13 protein-coding genes are annotated in these 17,432 nt (G+C 36.3%); 2 read left to right on the top strand and 11 right to left on the bottom strand.

Features of this window, described 5'->3' with window-relative positions:
• Positions 1-193: 193 nt before the first annotated feature.
• Positions 194-1,204: a malectin domain-containing carbohydrate-binding protein gene (locus KO513_RS06135; protein WP_215912699.1), complete on the bottom strand. Its 1,011-nt coding sequence runs from the start codon at positions 1,202-1,204 to the stop codon at positions 194-196.
• A 520-nt stretch (positions 1,205-1,724) separates the two neighbouring features.
• Between KO513_RS06135 and KO513_RS06140 the strand changes: the two genes are divergently transcribed.
• Positions 1,725-1,964: a hypothetical protein gene (locus KO513_RS06140; RefSeq protein WP_215912700.1), complete on the top strand. Its 240-nt coding sequence runs from the start codon at positions 1,725-1,727 to the stop codon at positions 1,962-1,964.
• A gap of 510 nt (positions 1,965-2,474) precedes the next feature.
• On the top strand, positions 2,475-2,714 hold the full coding sequence (locus KO513_RS06145) for a hypothetical protein (protein ID WP_215912701.1): 240 nt from the start codon (positions 2,475-2,477) through the stop codon (positions 2,712-2,714).
• A gap of 512 nt (positions 2,715-3,226) precedes the next feature.
• Here KO513_RS06145 and KO513_RS06150 read toward each other — a convergent pair.
• The 10 genes from KO513_RS06150 to KO513_RS06195 form a co-directional block, all read right to left on the bottom strand.
• Positions 3,227-4,441 (bottom strand): sensor histidine kinase, encoded by a 1,215-nt coding sequence (locus KO513_RS06150; protein WP_215912702.1) that lies wholly within the window; start codon positions 4,439-4,441, stop codon positions 3,227-3,229.
• 130 nt (positions 4,442-4,571) lie between these two features.
• Positions 4,572-5,963, bottom strand: a complete 1,392-nt coding sequence (locus KO513_RS06155; protein ID WP_215912703.1) for a Gfo/Idh/MocA family protein — start codon at positions 5,961-5,963, stop codon at positions 4,572-4,574.
• A gap of 80 nt (positions 5,964-6,043) precedes the next feature.
• Positions 6,044-7,252 (bottom strand): sensor histidine kinase, encoded by a 1,209-nt coding sequence (locus KO513_RS06160; protein WP_215912704.1) that lies wholly within the window; start codon positions 7,250-7,252, stop codon positions 6,044-6,046.
• 245 nt (positions 7,253-7,497) lie between these two features.
• On the bottom strand, positions 7,498-8,706 hold the full coding sequence (locus KO513_RS06165) for a sensor histidine kinase (RefSeq protein WP_215912705.1): 1,209 nt from the start codon (positions 8,704-8,706) through the stop codon (positions 7,498-7,500).
• A gap of 299 nt (positions 8,707-9,005) precedes the next feature.
• On the bottom strand, positions 9,006-12,368 hold the full coding sequence (gene secA, locus KO513_RS06170) for a preprotein translocase subunit SecA (RefSeq protein ID WP_215441799.1): 3,363 nt from the start codon (positions 12,366-12,368) through the stop codon (positions 9,006-9,008).
• 198 nt (positions 12,369-12,566) lie between these two features.
• Positions 12,567-12,791, bottom strand: a complete 225-nt coding sequence (locus tag KO513_RS06175) for a DUF2795 domain-containing protein (RefSeq protein ID WP_013994285.1) — start codon at positions 12,789-12,791, stop codon at positions 12,567-12,569.
• A gap of 171 nt (positions 12,792-12,962) precedes the next feature.
• Positions 12,963-13,547 (bottom strand): cob(I)yrinic acid a,c-diamide adenosyltransferase, encoded by a 585-nt coding sequence (locus KO513_RS06180; RefSeq protein ID WP_215912706.1) that lies wholly within the window; start codon positions 13,545-13,547, stop codon positions 12,963-12,965.
• 239 nt (positions 13,548-13,786) lie between these two features.
• Positions 13,787-14,290, bottom strand: a complete 504-nt coding sequence (locus KO513_RS06185) for a hypothetical protein (protein WP_215912707.1) — start codon at positions 14,288-14,290, stop codon at positions 13,787-13,789.
• 62 nt (positions 14,291-14,352) lie between these two features.
• On the bottom strand, positions 14,353-16,230 hold the full coding sequence (locus tag KO513_RS06190) for an ABC-F family ATP-binding cassette domain-containing protein (RefSeq protein ID WP_215912708.1): 1,878 nt from the start codon (positions 16,228-16,230) through the stop codon (positions 14,353-14,355).
• A 4-nt stretch (positions 16,231-16,234) separates the two neighbouring features.
• Entirely contained in the window at positions 16,235-17,413 is a 1,179-nt protein-coding gene (locus KO513_RS06195; RefSeq protein WP_215912709.1) for an Lnb N-terminal periplasmic domain-containing protein, read from the bottom strand.
• Between the last annotated feature and the right edge of the window lie 19 nt (positions 17,414-17,432).

Consider the following 17,432-nt stretch of genomic DNA (forward strand, 5'->3'; position numbering starts at 1 on the left):
CTCAACATGTGATTGACAAGAGGTGACTATTAATAGGGATATAGTTGAGATTATAGATTTAAAAATCATTTTTCTGTTTTTATGGAATTAGTATAAAATAGATACGTTTCCTTACTGACAAAGGTTCAAAAAAAATAGGTCTTCAAGGAATATTTCCCGAAGACCTATAATTTTATAGCTAAAGTTTTTGTTCTTAAGAACCGATAGTTCCTGTGCCAAAAACTTCTATTCCAGAAATTTTAGGTTTGTCAACAGTTGATTCAAAAGTGATAGTTAATTCACCATCAGTCACCTCGATATCGTACATACGACTGCCTGCTTTTCCTGCTCCATGTTCTTTGTACAAATCATATCCCGTGAAAATTTCCTGATTTTCCATTGAAATGTTGAAAATCCTACTTCCTATTCCTCCTTCGCGATTTTCTGGATTATCAACTCCCCAATAGACCTCTGCAAAATAAAGTTTTACAGTGTAAACACCATTGGTTAAAGGAATTTTATATGAAAAAGGTCCCTTTATAACAGTGTTGTCCGTTATTCTTTCAGTCAGGTAAAGTGCATCCATTTCAGTATCAGCTACTTCGGTTACCGAGGGATTGTTGTATGCTTCGGTAGGGCCATCGAAATACTGATCCTCTAAAAAGGTGATATCTCCAAAAGTCACTTCTGGACCACCACAATTAATTCTAAGAAGAGTAGGTCCAGCTGGTTCAGTTGACTGCTCCGCTTCCTGTGCAGGATTAGATTCATCAGGGTTAAAGGTAATATCCACTGTGCTGGTAATAGCTACATCGTCTAATTTTCCAGATACAGTAATGGTTTCTTCAACATCGCCACTAACTGTAGCGGTATAAGTTCCATCAGCGTTATCCGTAACTTCAGAAACAGTAGAAGAGCCAGTAGCCGATAGTACAACGGTACCTCCACTTTTGGTCAGTTTTTTTCCATCGGAATCTGCTAATGTAACAGTTACTGTAGATGTACTGATACCATTTGCATGGGCTGCTGCAGTAGCATCTATAACTGTATTCTCATTTGTTGGGTCGGCAACTTGTTCTGGCTCTGGTTCCGGATCCGGATCTGGGTCAGGCTTTTGTTCGGTATCAGTTCCACCATCATCGCTACTACATGCTACCGGTACCATAATGAATGATACGAACAAAGCTGATATTAACAACCATCTTGTAATTAAATTACGTCTCATAATTCAGTGATTTTAAATTAATCCATTTTCTTTTTCAAAAGAGGGTGCAAATTATATATTTAGGAGTATCGTTCCAATAATATTAACTAATAATCGACAAAAGTTGTGTGTTGATCGTTCGTTCAACAATCTGTTTGTAGGATAAATAGTATTTTTTTTGGGGAGGTTTCTATTTTCGGTAGGTGCTGATATATCAATGGGTCGTTCCAAGATTTACCCATACTAATTATAAGTCTACCGAAAAACAATTTTAAAATCTAGCTCTTAACTGATATTTTTAATTTGATGTTTTTTCTCTCAATAACTAATTGGTAAGCCTTTCTTGGTCAATAGTTTCATCCTAAATCCGATAAAATACACATTGATTCGGTAAAGTGTTTTTTGGTCCGATTACGTTCACCGATGGTTTTTTACAGTTGAACCGAACTTGTGCAGATAACCGAAAATACGGGGTTTTTCAGCGAACGGAACCTCGATAGAATGGGGCCTGTGGCGTTTTATTTATATAAACGCCCAAGTCATGAAAACTATCGCAACTTTAATTTTTGTTCTTTTTATCGGAGTAACTGCTCAAGCACAAACTGCAACCGAAGAGGTTAAAGTTGCTACCGTTGAAATGAGTATCGTTACCGAAACTTCTACCGAAGAGGTTAGCTTTGAGAACACAGTTGAAGTGGCACGTTTATACAAGAGAAACAACGCTAGAGTAACAAAAGCACTTTCTTTCACTACAAAAAGAAACAAAGCTAAGATGGCTTAATCATTGGTTTTTTAATTTGAACTTATCTTTTAAGAAAAGTACTTATATATTTTAAGTTTTCATTTTAGTAGTTAGAACCTACAAAGTTGTAACATAGTTTATATTTCACCGCCCAGGCTACGTAATATATGTTACTCATAAGCATCAACCTATTCTTTAAAAAGAAAATAGAGCTGATCAATTTGTTATTTATTAAATGAAACAATTCTACTATTGCTGTTATTTTTGGTTCGGGTTTTCATAGGTGATAAATCTAATGATGATTTATAAATGGATTAAAAGTATTGCAAAAGGTGAATTAGGATGATTTTTACTTGAAGAAGAATATCTCTTTTTCGGATTAAATACATATTGATTCGGTAAAGTGTTTTTTGGTCCGATTACGTTCACCGATGGTTTTTTACACTTGAACCGAACTTGTGCAGATAACCGAAAATACAGGGTTTTTCGGCGAACGGAACCTCGGTAGAATGGGGCCTGTGGCGTTTTATTTATATAAACGCCCAAGTCATGAAAACTATCGCAACTTTAATTTTTGTTCTTTTTATCGGAGTAACTGCTCAAGCACAAACAGCAACCGAAGAGGTTAAAGTTGCTACCGTTGAAATGAGTATCGTTACCGAAACTTCTACTGAAGAGATTAACTTTGAGAACACAGTAGAAGTAGCACGTTTATACAAGAGAAACAACGCTAGAGTAACTAAAGCGCTTTCTTTCACTACAAAAAGAAACAAAGCTAAGATGGCTTAATAGATACGTATTCCATTTCATTATAAAATGGTCTTAAATTAATGTATTACAACGATTTATATGTGATGATGAATGTTCTGTGATTATATTTAGATTACCCCCGAATTTTAGATGTGAAATCTTTTTAATCTTGCCGTTGCCCTAAGACCTAGGAATGCTTGGTTTACTAAAAGCAATTGTCAATGTTAAAAATTACATTTCTTAAATGGGTCTTGTTTTGGCTTATAGCTCTAATGATATTAAGGTTACTGAGAAAATTAAAACTAGTACCGGCTACTTAAAAGGGTGTATGCTGAGAGGTAAAATCATCAGTACATAACATTTAATGTGTTGCTCACAAGGATATAAATCTATTTAGAGTATAATTTTAAAACGATTGCTATGATGTTATTTGTTTTTTTAACAGCTATTGCCTTAATTATTAGTCATGTAGTATTGTTTCCAAAGACTAAAGGAATACTACGCTCTTTAAAATCTCCAGTGAAAAAATAGTTTCTTGAGTAGCCAGTGTTTTATGCTACACTAGTAATCTGATCTCGTATTTCTTTAAACTTTATAGTGTAATGGGTTCCTTTTTGACTAAGGTCTCTCATAATAGAACCTTGTAATTGGCGAGATAGGTTGTGTATTAATTTAAGTCCTAGTGATTTTGAATTTTTATGGGTAATGTCTTCAGGAAACCCTTTCCCGTTATCACCTAAATTAAGAATGAACTCATTGTTCTCGGCTTTTCTAAGTCTTATGTGTATTTCGCCTTTATCTTCATCTACAATACCATATTTAAGGGCATTGGTTACAGTTTCATTAATGAGTAGGCCCAAAGGTATGGCCGTGTCTATATTCAGCTTTATATTTGGAATATCTATGTTTAGGGTAATGTTACTACTGGTACCTTTTATAGAACGGACTAAATACTCCGTAAGTTCCTGCACGTAAGATTTATATTCAATTTTAGAAAGGTCTTCTCGCATATAGAGCATTTCATGAACTATGGCCATGGTAATTACTCTATTTTGACTGCTTTTCAAAAGACTTTTAACATCTTTGTCTATAATACTTCTAGATTGCAGGCTTAGCAAACTGGAGACAGTCTGTAAATTGTTCTTAACTCTATGGTGGACTTCTTTTATTAGGGTTTCCTTTTCACGTATTTTCTCTTCGAGTTCATTCTTGGTTTTATACAAGTTATGATGCGCATGGAGCAAGTTTTTACCAAATACGCCACCTAATAGGTAAACCGAAAACAGAACACTTAAAAGAGCGAACAGGTTTTTGGAAGAGTCCGGGACCACATTTTTTACAAAACTAAAGTCGGCAATACTCTGGACATATATGAGCGTAATAATTAACAAATTTAGGTATAGATAGAGTGTACCATATGCTTTAGTTGTAACGTAACCCGCAATCACAATAAGAGCAAGAACAAAAATAAACGGACTATTTATTCCTCCCGTATAGAGCGTTATAACACTGGCTCCGGCCAAAGTCATCATAGATACAATGTTATAGGTAAGGGTAAGCCTTTTATGGTATTTGTAGGCTAATGTATTTATAAGGTTTAGAATGCCAAAAGAGAGAAAGATATAGGGGATTACTTCCTTTATGTCTAGAAAAAAGAAACAAAGAACAGCAAAGATTAAAGAAAAAACAGAAGAATAATAATTGACTTTTAATACCAGTCTAACCTTGCTTTTTAATCTTTTTTCTAAATCGGTACTCTGCTGCATATAAAGCTAATTTGTATTTCTCTTTAATTGTAAGGAATATCCGCTTGGTTAGGTAAATCTAAATATGTTTTACCGCACAATCAAAGAAGTAGGTTAAATACTACCCTTGGACCATAGCATTTAACACTTTTTATCGTTTTTTTTGAGGTTTTAAATTAGTGAGGTGAGAAATGTCAATGGCTTTTCCCTCTTCAATACTACGCCTAGCTCCAATACCAATAAGAATGGACATGGCCCCATCTCTAATACCTGCTGTTCTACCAAAGGGGTCTTCCGCTTCCGATGTTTTAAAAATTTTGTCTTGCAGGCGTTTGTCTCCACCGCCATGGCCTTTTTTCTCCATAGCAACCTCTACATTTTCATGTTCTTTCCAAAGTTTATGAACTATAATAGATTCATAGGATAATTCCTCTTCTTTACTTTGTTTCATTTCATTGGCATGCTTTTCAGCTTCGGAGATGGTGGGGCTATCGTGATATGGAATGTCTTGTGAAGCCTCAATTCTTCCTTTTGTGCCATTAAAGGCTACACGCCACCCCTCAAAGGGCGAGTAGGTGGTAAGTGAATAATTAAGCGTAGTATTATCCGTATATTTTACTTGAGCGGACATTTTATCATAAATATCAATGTCCTTTCTAAACAAACAATTATCTCTAAGGTACCCATCTTCATGTTCATGGTCTGCATATAGTTCTTTCATAAATTTATCTTGATTGATATCCCAATAAAAATCACATTCTTTGGTATGATTGCAACTACGGCAATTCTTCCCTCTAAATGGTCCATTTTTTCCATAGAACTCTAAATCTCCATAGGCAAAAACTTTGCTTGGTTCGGAATCTATCCACCAATTTAGTAGGTCAAAATGGTGTGTTGATTTATGTACCCAGAGCGAACCGCTACTTTCCATTTCACCATGCCATCTTCTAAAGTATGAGGCTCCATGGTAAGTGTTAAGATACCAATTGAAATCTACGGAAACCAAATCCCCAATAGTCTTGTTCATCAAAAGTTCTTTTATTTTAGTGGCATACGGGCTCCACCTATAGTTGAAGCCTACTATTAAATTCTTGTCCGATTTTTTTTCGGCATCTAAAATGGCCTGGCATTTTGTTTCATCTATGGTAAGGGGTTTTTCAGTTAGAACATCGCACCCCATTTCCAAACCTTTAATTATAAAATGATGATGTGTAGAATCTTTTGTTGTTACTATAACTAAGTCCGGACGGGTATCTTTTATCATAGTATCAAAGTCCGTAAAAACAGGACACTTAACCCCAATATATTTTTTAGCGTACGCCAGTCGACTTGAATTTATATCGGAAAGACCAACAAATTCAATAATATCAGAATACTGGTCTACTAATCTTTTTCCCCAAAATGTGATGCCTCTTACACCAGTTCCAACAAGTACAACTTTTAGTTTTTTAGAAGTGTTAAAGCTAAACGCATGGAGGGGAACGGCGGTGCTAGCGGCAAGCATACTAATAGACGACAGGAATTTCCGGCGGGAATTATTCATTTTTTGGTTCTTTATAATGGTGGCGGTTCTTAAAGATATTGATTTCTAGGGAATTATTGGGTAAGTGTGTTTTGAACCTATCATCCGTTTATACTAGGTAGATGACGTTCCCTGTCTTTAAATGTAATGTGGTAGCCCGTTCCTTTTTCGGTTTTAATTCGGGATACGGAACCTCTTAATTGGCGACCTAGATTATGCATCAATTTAAGGCCAAGAGATGTGGTTGTCTTGTGATTTATATCTTCAGGAAAACCTATGCCATCATCTGTAATATCCAAAGAATAGCTATGGTCTTCGTCATTATCTTTTTTTAGGGTGATTTTTATGTTTCCAGAACTATTCTCAGGAAACCCATATTTTAAAGAATTGGTGACCGCCTCATTGATTAAGAGTCCTAAGGGAATAGTAGTATCTAGACCTAGATTTACATCTGGCATGTCTATGGAAACTGTAACATCTTGATTTTTACGGTTTGCAGATTTAACTAGGAAGTCGGTAAGTTCTTTTAAGTAAGGTTTAAATGCAATTTTAGCAATATTATCCCTCATGTAAAGCATTTCATGAATCATAGCCATAGAGTTTATCCTATATTGACTACTAATAGCTAGTTCTTTTATTTTATCGTTCGTAGTATTTTTAGATTGTAAGCTTAAAAGGCTTGAAACGGTCTGAAGATTATTTTTTACCCTGTGGTGAACAGTTCTAAGAAGTATTTCTTTTTCTGCAATTCCTTCCTTTATTTTGGCTTTTGATGCAATTAACCTTTCGTTGGTTATTAAAAGATGCTTCCCAAAGACCCCCAATAAAAGGTATGAACAAAAAACAATACTAATTAGACTAAAATTATCCTTGGCATTTTCCGGTATCTCATTGGTTATGGTACCATACTCACTTATTCCATAAATACATAAGATGGAAAAAAGTACAATTGCTAAGTAGATTTTACCAAAAATATGTCCCGCCATGTAACCGCCTAAAATTATAATGCTGAATACAAAAACAAACGGACTGTTTATGCCGCCACTAAAAATGGTAACAATCAATACACCCATAAGGGACAAAAGAGAACCTATTAATGAGCTAATCAATAATTTATTGAATTTTTTATATAACAGCGTGTTGATTAAGTTCAACAGGGCATATAAAATAAAGGTTATAGGTATGTATCCTACAATTTTGAATAGATACATTGACAATATGCCAACTATAAATGAAAGTGTAGATGAAGCATAGGCAAAGTTGATTAACAACCTACTTTGGTTGTCCAATCTACTTTGGATCTTATTCATATGAGGCATTTCTATTTTTATTGAAGCCGAAGCAGAAAACAGGAATAGAGGTGTTAGAATATGGCTCAAATAGCTAGTAAGCTAGGAGTGGATTCTAAAAAATCTAATAATTAAAAAAGGTAAATTAGGGGCTTCAGGTAGAAAACTACAATTTTATTATGAAATGTCTGTCATTTAATGAAAGAAAAAACTAATTTAGAATAAGGAAAAATAATTTTAGGATAAACCGGTGAACAATATAATAATTATGGTTTAAACTGACTCGAAATATCTTGAAATACTAATTTATAGGTAGTGCCTCTATCAGTGGGGAGACGTTCAATTTTTCCTTGTAGTTGTCTGGCAAGATTGTGTATCAATCTAATTCCTAGTGTATTCGAGTTTTTGAAATCATAATTTAATGGAAAACCAAGGCCATTATCGCTAATTTTGAGAATATATTTATTCTGATATCTTTTCTCCAGTTCAATAGTTATTTTACAATCATCTAAATTTTTAAATCCGTATTTAATTGAGTTCGTTACGGTTTCATTAATTAGTAAACCCAATGGTATGGCCGTATCTATACTAAGTAATGTGTCCGGAATGTCTGTAGAAACTTCTATCTTTCTATCCTTGCGTTCAACCGTTTTTAAAAGATGTTGTGTAAGTTCATTTACGTATGACCCGAACTCAATTTTTGAAAGGTTGTCCCTAACGTATAACATTTCATGAATCATTGCCATGGCCGTAACCCTATTTTGGCTACTTCTAACCAATTCTTTTATTTGTTGGTTGGGTGTATTTCTAGCTTGTAAATTTAGAAGGCTAGAAACCGTTTGTAGGTTGTTTTTAACTCTATGGTGAACTTCTCGCAAGAGATTTTCCTTTTCGTCCACACTTCTTTCAATTCTGGCTTTTGAACGGTATAGTTTATGATGGGTGTTCAACAAGTTTTTGCCTAAAACACCTCCTAATAAATAAACGGAAAACAATATGCTTAACAAACTGAACAAGTCTCTTGCATCATCTGGCACCTCATTAATAATGAAATCAAAATTAGCGTAGTCAATAAAGTATATAGCAACAATGGTGCTTATAATAAGATAAAGATAAATTTTTCCAAAAATCCTTGTAGAGATGTAGCCGGCAAGTACTATGAGTCCTAATATAAAGATGAACGGACTATTTATTCCTCCACTGAATAGAGTTATTACAATGGTGCTTATGAATGATAACACCGAAGTGCAGATAGCCATAGCAGTTAGGTTCTTATGTCTGCTAAAGGCGGCTATGTTTATTAAATTCAGAAAAAAGTAAAAATAGAAAATATAGGGTATGGTGCCGTACATATCAAATACGTACGTACATACCAAACCTATAATTAGACTAAGAAATGACGAGATATAGTTAAACTTGAGTAGTAACTTTGTCTTGTCATTAATCCTGTTAAGGCGTATTTTGGGCTTTCGCATCTATCCTTTTTGGGTATTCATTTAAAAAAAGAAGTGAACCCGCGTGTTATATGCGACACTTCAGCAGAGGTACAACAAGCTTCTATTTTAAAGCAAGTGTATATCTGGAAGTTAAATTCAGAATAAATCAGAATTATAGTTGCTTAATTTACTGCAACTTAACCCTTGGGGAAATTTACTCTAGCCTTGCAATAGTAGATACAATTGTTTTTAAGTGACTTTTTACTCGTTAATCGGGCAAAAAAAAACGGCAACTTAGAGACAAGCTGCCGTTTTAATGCTGTTATATGTACTAATTTTTAGTTTTCGGTTAGTACCCAATCACCGTTTTCAATAAGTGGTTCTGCTTGTTTATACTTAACGACTTTGCTTTCGCCGGACATAACGTTCTTAATGGTAACCCTATCGTTACGGCCAATTTTTGGTCGTTCGCGAACTATGGTTTCCGTAACTTGTGGACGTTGGCCCTGTGTTTGACCTGCTGCTCTATTTTGAGCCGCCAATTCATCGCTATTAGGAATTTCTTCTTTACTTGTCTGAAGATTTTCCTTTGGTCTACTTACGTTTCTGGCTTCCTGAATCTGGTTTGGGTTCTCACTTGGCAATTCCCCTTTAAACAAGAAAGAAACAACTTCTTTATTTACCTTGTTTATCATCTCTTTAAAGAGTTCAAAGGCTTCAAATTTGTAGATTAGAAGTGGGTCTTTCTGCTCATGAACGGCCAACTGTACAGATTGTTTTAACTCATCCATCTTACGCAAGTGCGTTTTCCAAGAATCATCAATAATGGCCAATGTTATATTTTTCTCAAAATCCGATACCAATTCCCTACCATTACTTTCGTAAGCACTTTGTAAATTGGTAACCACATTAAGGGTTTTTATACCATCTGTAAAAGGCACTACAATACGCTCAAACTTATTGGCACTGTCTTCATAAACCTTTTTGATAACTGGAAATGCAGTAGCTGCATTACGTTCCATTTTTTCTTGGTAATACTTATATGCCGTGTCATATACCTTATTGGCAATGTCCTGCACGCTCATTTTACCAAAATCACCTTCTGAAATAGGAGAAGTGATAGAAAAGTATTTTATCAGTTCAAACTCAAAGTTTTTGTAATCGTTTGCCGCTTTATTGGTATCTGCAATAACTTCACAGGTGTCATACACCATGTTAGCTATATCTACCTTTAGACGTTCTCCTTGTATAGCGTGCCTTCTTCTTTTGTAAACGACTTCACGCTGGGCGTTCATAACATCATCATACTCCAAAAGACGCTTACGTACACCAAAGTTGTTTTCCTCAACTTTCTTCTGCGCACGCTCAATAGATTTGGTCATCATGGAATGCTGAATAACCTCACCATCTTCCAAGCCCATTTTATCCATCATTTTAGCAACACGGTCAGAGCCGAAAAGGCGCATTAGGTTGTCTTCTAGTGAAACATAGAACTGAGAACTTCCTGGATCTCCCTGACGACCGGAACGACCTCTTAACTGTCTATCAACTCGTCTAGAATCATGTCTTTCCGTACCAATAATGGCCAGACCTCCGGCTTTCTTTACTGCTTCACTAAGTTTAATATCCGTACCACGACCGGCCATGTTGGTTGCAATAGTAACCACACCGGGGTTACCTGCTTCAGCAACAACATCTGCTTCTTTTTTATGAAGTTTTGCATTCAGTACATTATGGTTTACTTTTCTAATGGTAAGCATTCGGGACAGCAACTCGGAAATTTCCACCGAAGTTGTACCGATCAATACCGGTCTGCCTTCTTGTGAAAGTTTGGTGACTTCATCAATAATGGCATTGTATTTTTCACGCTTGGTCTTATAGATCAAGTCATGTCTGTCATCTCGGGCAATAGGTCTGTTGGTTGGTATTTCCATAACATCCAACTCATATATTTCCCAGAATTCACCTGCTTCGGTAACGGCCGTACCGGTCATACCTGCAAGTTTATTGTACATTCTAAAGTAGTTCTGTAAGGTAACCGTAGCAAAGGTTTGGGTAAGCGCCTCAATTTTCACATTTTCTTTGGCTTCTATTGCTTGGTGAAGTCCGTCTGAATATCTACGACCGTCCATTATACGACCGGTCTGTTCATCAACTATCATTACTTTGTTGTCCATAACCACATATTCCACATCTTTTTCAAAAAGTGTATATGCCTTTAAAAGTTGGCTCATGGTATGGATACGTTCACTCTTTACTCCAAATTCTTTAAAAAGCTCTTCTTTAAGTTCGGCCTCTTTTTCAATATCCAGGTTCTGGTTTTCTATTTTTGCAATTTCTCCACCAATATCCGGCATTACAAAGAAATCTCTGTTCTGCTCGCCTGAAATATAATTCACCCCTTTTTCGGTAAGCTCTATCTGGTTGTTCTTTTCATCAATAACGAACAATAGATCTTCATCTACAACAGGCATTTCCCTGTTGTTGTCCTGCATGTAATAGTTCTCTGTTTTTTGAAGTAGTTGTTTAACGCCTTCTTCGCTTAGGAACTTAATAAGGGCCTTATTTTTAGGTAGCCCTCTATGCACACGAAGCAAAAGGAACCCTCCATCTTTGGTATTACCTTCTTGAATCAGTTTTTTGGCCTCGGCCAAAACACCGGTCAAATGTTGTCTTTGTTTACTTACAATATCCGCAACTTTAGGTTTGAGCTCATTAAATTCATGGCGGTCACCCTCAGGAACCGGACCGGATATGATTAATGGGGTACGGGCATCATCTACTAAAACAGAATCCACCTCATCTACAATAGCGTAGTGGTGTGGGCGTTGTACAAGGTCCTTAGGCGTGTGCGCCATATTGTCCCTTAGGTAGTCAAAACCAAATTCGTTATTGGTACCATAAGTTATATCTGCATTATACGCCGCTCTTCTTCCTTCGGAGTTAGGACGGTGATGGTCTATACAGTCTACAGAAAGACCGTGGAACTCAAAAATTGGAGCCATCCAGGCGCTATCCCTTTTTGCTAGATAATCGTTAACGGTAACCAAATGCGCTCCATGACCGGCCAAGGCATTAAGATATAAGGGCAGTGTTGCCACCAAGGTTTTACCTTCACCAGTTTGCATTTCAGCAATTTTACCTTGGTGCAATGCAATACCTCCAATTAGCTGCACATCATAATGAATCATGTCCCAAGTTACTTGCTTACCTGCGGCGTTCCATGAGTTTTTCCAAATGGCATTGTCACCATCTAGAGATACATAATCTTTTGAGCCTGATAGTTCCCTATCGTATTCTGATGCGGTAACCTGTATGGTTTCGTTCTTGGCGAAACGCTTGGCGGTTTCTTTTACCACGGCAAAGGCTACCGGTAGAATTTCGCTAAGTGTTTTTTCGGTTACTTTATAGGATTCCTCTTTGAGTTTATCTATTTCAGCATAAATGTCTTCGTTCTTATCAATATCCGTAGACGTTTTTACTTCTTCCTCTAGCTCGCTTATTTTTTTGGTGAATTCACTAATATCCTCCGCTATTTTGAGCTTAAAGGTTTTGGTCTTCTCACGCAATTCATCGTGGCTTAGTTCCTCTAATTGCTGTTCAAAAGACCTTATTTGTTCTACAAGAGGCTTTAGCTCTTTAACGTCTTTTTCTGATTTATCACCTACGAATACTTTTAATATCGAATTTAAAAAACTCATTTCTCGCTGTTTTGTATTAGACCGCTTTTAAGATATTGATTGCGGTAGGGCATTATTTCTACAATGCACCTGTGGTGTATTTCTTCGCAAAAGGTATTCCAGTTTAAAACCTGTGTACATTTTACCTAAATACCTGCCAAAATTACATAAAAAAAAAGCCTCGATAGAGACTTTTTTGTTTCAATTAACGTAATATTTCTAATATTCGTCCTCGTTCCAGAGATAATCTTCTTCTGTAGGGTAGTCTGGCCAGATTTCTTCAATGGATTCATAAATCTCGCCACCTTCTTCCTCCATAGACTGAAGGTTCTCGACGACCTCTAGGGGCGCACCGGTACGTATTGAATAATCTATCAATTCGTCTTTTGTTGCGGGCCAGGGTGCATCACTCAAGTAGGATGCTAGTTCTAATGTCCAATACATTTCAGTTGTTCAATTTAATTTTTTGCAAAAATAATTTTTAAATACACATAGCCAAGGAAATAGGGCTATTTTATCGTCATTATTTTTGTTTTAATAGTTTGATAACGAAGAATTAAAGAAATTATTAGAGAATTACAAATTAAACTGAAGCAAATATTTAAATTTTGTGCTTTATTTATCCTTTTCCCTATTCTCTGGAATCCATTTTATTTCTTCGGCTTGTAAATTTTCTGACAATTTTCGTGCCAGTACAAATAAATAGTCGGAGAGCCTGTTTAAAAATAACAAGACATTTTCATTAAATGGTTCATTTTCGTAAAGAAGCGTGCTCATACGTTCCACTCTCCTGCAAACCGTTCTAGCAATATGACAGTATGACACGGTGGTGTGGCCGCCTGGAAGGATAAAATGCGTCATTTGAGGCAAGGCTTCATCCATAACATCAATTTCTTTTTCAAGCAACTCAATGTCAGAAGGTTCAATTTCTGGAATGTTCAGCCTTTTTTTTCCGTTCTTTAGAAGAGCCTTCTCTGGGTCTGTGGCTAAAATAGCCCCAACAACAAACAGATTTTTCTGAACTTCGGTTAAAGTTTCCTTAGACCTCTTATCTATTTTTTGATCCCTAATCAAGCCAATCCAAGAATTGAGTTCGTCTACAGTGCCATAACATTCTATTCTTACATGATGTTTTTTAACCCTCGTGCCCCCAATTAGGGCAGTAGTGCCTTTGTCACCTGTCTTGGTGTATATCTTCATTTTGAGAATTTACTAGGGTTTGTGCTGAAAAAAAAAACGATCACTAATTGATTCTATTCTTTTTCCTCTTTTTTGGTCCTTTCCTTCCGTTCATAATTGCCCATGAATTTCCGTGATTTCCGATCTTTGGATTTCCGGCGATTGGTCATGGATATGAGAACGTATATTACCGCTGCGACCCCTAGAATTATATAAATTGTATTGTTGTACATAATTGCAATTTAATCTAAAATAAGCGTTTAAATCCGAATCTTAAAATGCTCTTTGGCCTGTTCTTTTCTAAAGAAAACCGCGCCGCAATAAAACATATCTACCGTTACAGTAACATTTTTATGGTTTTTCACAGCTTTCCAAATGGCTTCACATTCATCTGATTCATATATGCCGTCCAAAAAAAACATAGTTTTGTTGTGGGTAATTTTTTTCTCCGCTAGAAGGTTAATTACCTTATTCAAGTTGGTTTTGGAAAAGTAGACCATATTCGTATTTGTAGAGGACTTTTCTATATGCTGAAAATGACTTTGAACAATTTCTTCAACCTTATCGGAATCATCTAAAAACATAATTCGTTCGGTTTTGAAATAGGCGATGCTCTTACAAAGAACATTTATGGATTTTAACCTGCTGAACTTCTTTTTTCCGTACAGGCACTTTGTTACGTAACTATAAACAAAAGGGGAGTGTACCCCATGTTCATTGGTTGCGGAAAGCAGGAAAGTTATATGTTTCAGGAATTTTTGCACGAAAAACCGTTTGTGATTTTATAATTAGAAAAGACCACTAGCGCTATATTTTATAATTACGATTATTCCTCCATTTGTGCGGAAAGCTCGAACCAACGCTCTGTTTTGGCTTCAATAGCCTCATTAACCTCTTTTAAGTCTATGGATAATTTATCTATTTCCTCTCCGCTAAGGGAACTATCGGCAAATTTGTTCTGCACTTGGACTTTTTTAGCCTCCAGTTTCTGGATGTCCTTTTCTAAATTTCTATATTCCTTTTGTTCTAAATAAGAGAGTTTGTTTTTTGAGTTGTTTTGTTTAGCGTCGTTTTTGCTCGCTGTTTCTTTTATTGCGGCTTTTTCTTCACGTACCTCTAAAACTTTACTGTCTTCATAAGTTCTGAAATCTGAGTAGTTTCCAGGGAAATCCTCAATAACGGCATTCCCTCTAAAAACAAAGAGATGATCTACAATTTTGTCCATAAAATAACGGTCGTGAGAAACCACTATCAAACATCCGGGAAAGTCTAAAAGAAAACTTTCGAGTACGTTTAAGGTTACAATATCCAAATCATTGGTAGGTTCATCAAGAATAAGGAAATTAGGATTCTGAATCAGAATAGTACACAGGTAAAGTCGTTTTCTTTCGCCTCCGCTTAATTTCTCAACAAAATCATATTGTTTCTTTCTGTCAAAAAGAAAACGCTCCAATAGCTGTTGTGCAGAAATCTGTCTCCCTTTCATAAGCGGGATAAAATCACCAAAGTCACGAATTACATCTATTACTTTCTGCCCTTCTTTTATGGTTATTCCCTTTTGGGTATAATATCCAAATTTAATAGTGTCACCAACTATTACTTTACCGGCATCAGGTTGGTCCGATCCGGTTACAATATTTAAGAAGGTAGATTTTCCGGTTCCGTTTTTTCCAATAATACCAATCCGTTCTCCTTTGGTAAAGGTATAGTCAAACTTATCTAGAATAGGCTTGTTAGGATATGATTTTACTAATTTGTGAAGTTCCAGAATTTTACTTCCTACACGCTCCATATTAATTTCAAGCTGAACCTGGTGCTCCTTTCTACGTTGGCTGGCTTTTTCCTTTATGGTGCTAAAATCATCTATTCTAGATTTTGATTTAGTGGTACGCGCCTTGGGTTGTCTTCGCATCCACTCCAGTTCTTTTTTGAACAAACGTTCGGATTTATGCTGTTCAGTGGCCTCTTGCTCAATACGGGCCTCTTTTTTTTCTAGATAGTAAGAGTAGTTGCCTTTATAGGGGTACAGTTGGCCGTTATCTAATTCTATGATTTCATTACAGACCCGTTCTAAAAAATAACGGTCGTGCGTAACCATAAACAAACTCATGTTTTCCCTGGCAAAATATTCTTCCAACCATTCAATCATCTCAAGGTCCAAGTGATTGGTAGGTTCATCAAGAACCAGTAAGTCCGGTTTGTTGATGAGAGCATCCGCTAAGGCCAAACGCTTTTTTTGACCTCCCGAGAGCAGCCCCACGTTGGCGTCTAGGTTATCTAATTTTAGCTTAAAAAGGATTTGTTTGTAAAGGGTCTCAAAATCCCAAGCGTTAAAACGGTCCATTGCTTCAAAAGCAATTTGGTATGCATCTGCGTCTTCAGGGTTTTGAAGCGCTTTCTCATAGGCGTTTATGACCTGAAGTATTTCATTGTCCGAAGCAAAAATGGTTTGTTCTACCGTTAATTTTGGGTCTAGGTCCGGTTCTTGGTCTAAAAATGAGACACGAATATCTTTGCGGTAGTTTACTTGCCCGGAATCCGGGCTGTCCAATCCGGACATTATATTTAAGATGGAAGTCTTGCCCGTACCATTTTTGGCGATTAAAGCAATTTTCTGGCCTTTATTGATACCAAAGGAAAGGTCTTGGAACAAGACACGCTCTCCATATGATTTTGAAATATTCTCTACAGTAAGTAAGTTCATGCAATTATGCGATTTTTGGCTTGTGATATGACCAGAATAAAAATAAATATCGTGCAATAAGGGCTGCCCAGATAGCCAATATTAAGGGCGAAAAAAGTTGAATGCCCAAGGTCCATAAAACGCCGGACACTACAATTAAAGCAGCTAGAAAAATAGCATACTTGGCCACCCAATTAGGTCCTCTCTTTTGAGCAACTACAAAGGCAATGATTAGGTTGGGAGGGAAGGCCCATAATATGTTAAAGTTACCGGCAGTGGCACTATGGTCTGTAAAGAACCATAAGAAAATGATAAGTAAGCCTATTAATCCTGTGGTAAAAAAGAGCGTAAAGTCTAACCATCTTCTACGGGTGTTGTTCTTAAAATCAAAATAAGTTAAAACCAGTATAATGATCAAAATAACAATAAGCCACAGTTCAGGAGAAAAAAAGAAACTAGAGCCATTATCCGCAGGTTTGGCGTCCAGTAAAGTTTTTGATTTAGCTACCAAGGGTTCCCCGTTTAATTGAGCAACATCTAGTTGTTTCATTATGTAATCTGGCAAGAACATGTGTTCTTTTGGTGTAGCAACATCATCTATGACAGAACCTAGGGCTAAATCAATTCCAAAACCGGACCATGAATTTATTTTAACCTTCTGCCTTATCAACTGGCGATGTGAATATAGCTGTTGCTGGAAGTTTTTGTCAAAAACGAGCTTATCTCCGTATACTTCTTTTAGGATATCCCAAATTTTTGTAGCGCAATTGTTGTAGAAAAAATCATATTTATAATCCCTATTTTCCGGAAGGTAATTAGTTTCCAAAAAATTAAAGAGCTGTTGGCGTTCGGTAAGGTCAAGTTTTAATTCTTGACTTTTTACCCATCTATTTTCATACTCATATTCCTTAAGGAAGTAAGGAAAACTTTGCCTTGCAAGTGTATAATCCAGTTTTCCACGGGCAAACTTCATGTAAAAATTGGGCGTGGTAAAGTCAAAAGTGCCATAGTTGTATATGGCATTTATTCCTAAACTGGAATCTTCTACGCGAACGGCACTATGTCCAAATGTTGAATAAAGTTCACTACCTGGGCCACAAGTTATAACACTTATTTTGGATAGGGGAGTCAATTCAGGCGCTTGGGCCATGCCCAAAATCGAAAAGCCGAAAAGTAATAGGAGGAGTATTTTTTTCAATTGCATTTCTGTTTTTTACTGAATT

Source organism: Zobellia sp. B3R18 (assembly GCF_018860715.1).
Classification (GTDB): domain Bacteria; phylum Bacteroidota; class Bacteroidia; order Flavobacteriales; family Flavobacteriaceae; genus Zobellia; species Zobellia russellii.

What these genes read in the sequence shown, in the direction of transcription:
- KO513_RS06135 (WP_215912699.1), bottom strand. Translation starts at nt 1,204, where the DNA reads ATGAGACGTAATTTAATTACAAGATGGTTGTTAATATCAGCTTTGTTC.
- KO513_RS06140 (WP_215912700.1), top strand. Translation starts at nt 1,725, where the DNA reads ATGAAAACTATCGCAACTTTAATTTTTGTTCTTTTTATCGGAGTAACT.
- KO513_RS06145 (WP_215912701.1), top strand. Translation starts at nt 2,475, where the DNA reads ATGAAAACTATCGCAACTTTAATTTTTGTTCTTTTTATCGGAGTAACT.
- KO513_RS06150 (WP_215912702.1), bottom strand. Translation starts at nt 4,441, where the DNA reads ATGCAGCAGAGTACCGATTTAGAAAAAAGATTAAAAAGCAAGGTTAGA.
- KO513_RS06155 (WP_215912703.1), bottom strand. Translation starts at nt 5,963, where the DNA reads ATGAATAATTCCCGCCGGAAATTCCTGTCGTCTATTAGTATGCTTGCC.
- KO513_RS06160 (WP_215912704.1), bottom strand. Translation starts at nt 7,252, where the DNA reads ATGAATAAGATCCAAAGTAGATTGGACAACCAAAGTAGGTTGTTAATC.
- KO513_RS06165 (WP_215912705.1), bottom strand. Translation starts at nt 8,706, where the DNA reads ATGCGAAAGCCCAAAATACGCCTTAACAGGATTAATGACAAGACAAAG.
- secA (WP_215441799.1), bottom strand. Translation starts at nt 12,368, where the DNA reads ATGAGTTTTTTAAATTCGATATTAAAAGTATTCGTAGGTGATAAATCA.
- KO513_RS06175 (WP_013994285.1), bottom strand. Translation starts at nt 12,791, where the DNA reads ATGTATTGGACATTAGAACTAGCATCCTACTTGAGTGATGCACCCTGG.
- KO513_RS06180 (WP_215912706.1), bottom strand. Translation starts at nt 13,547, where the DNA reads ATGAAGATATACACCAAGACAGGTGACAAAGGCACTACTGCCCTAATT.
- KO513_RS06190 (WP_215912708.1), bottom strand. Translation starts at nt 16,230, where the DNA reads ATGAACTTACTTACTGTAGAGAATATTTCAAAATCATATGGAGAGCGT.
- KO513_RS06195 (WP_215912709.1), bottom strand. Translation starts at nt 17,413, where the DNA reads ATGCAATTGAAAAAAATACTCCTCCTATTACTTTTCGGCTTTTCGATT.